Consider the following 681-nt stretch of genomic DNA (forward strand, 5'->3'; position numbering starts at 1 on the left):
TCGTTTGATGACCGAATCGGCATCGGTGGAGGGCTAGTTTTGTTCTCTTCTTTAGCATTAATGATTGGTGGTCGCTTTAGTCGTGCGAAAAAGCGCAACAAAATGGTGTCGTTCATTTCTCTTTCTTCAACCATTGGTATTGCAGTAGGCGTGGCGGTGATCATCATTGGCCTTTCGGCGATGAATGGTTTTGAGCGTGAGCTTCAGTCGCGTGTGTTGTCCGTGATTCCTCATGGTGAGTTAGAAGGGGTTAACGGGCCACTTCAGAACTACACCAAGACGATGAACCAAGCGCTGCAACATGAGCATGTCGTTGCTGCCGCACCGTACGTCCGCTTTACAGGTTTAGCCGAAAAAGGCAGTAAACTAAAGGCGATTGAAGTGCGTGGTGTGGACCCTGCGTATGAGCAAGCGGTGTCGAGCATGTCTGACTTTATTGATCCAGAGGCGTGGCAAAACTTTTACTCAGGCCAACAACAAGTGATTTTAGGTCGAGGAGTTGCAAATGAGTTGAAGGTGCAAGTCGGTGACTACGTCACGTTGATGATTCCTCAAACGGGTGGCACAAATAAAGTTCAAGCGCCGAAACGTGTGCGCGTCAAAGTGGCGGGCTTTTTGACGTTGAACGGCCAAATTGATCATTCATTGGCTTTAGTTCCGCTGGCGGATGCGCAGCAATAC

General features: G+C 49.0%; 1 protein-coding gene. It reads left to right on the forward strand.

The genetic code is table 11. From position 1 onward, the window contains the following. Positions 1-39 precede the first annotated feature (39 nt). On the forward strand, positions 40-681 hold a 642-nt coding region (locus R7P74_RS26760; RefSeq protein ID WP_318123689.1), incomplete at its 3' end, for an ABC transporter permease.

The organism is Vibrio sp. 2033 (assembly GCF_033339735.1).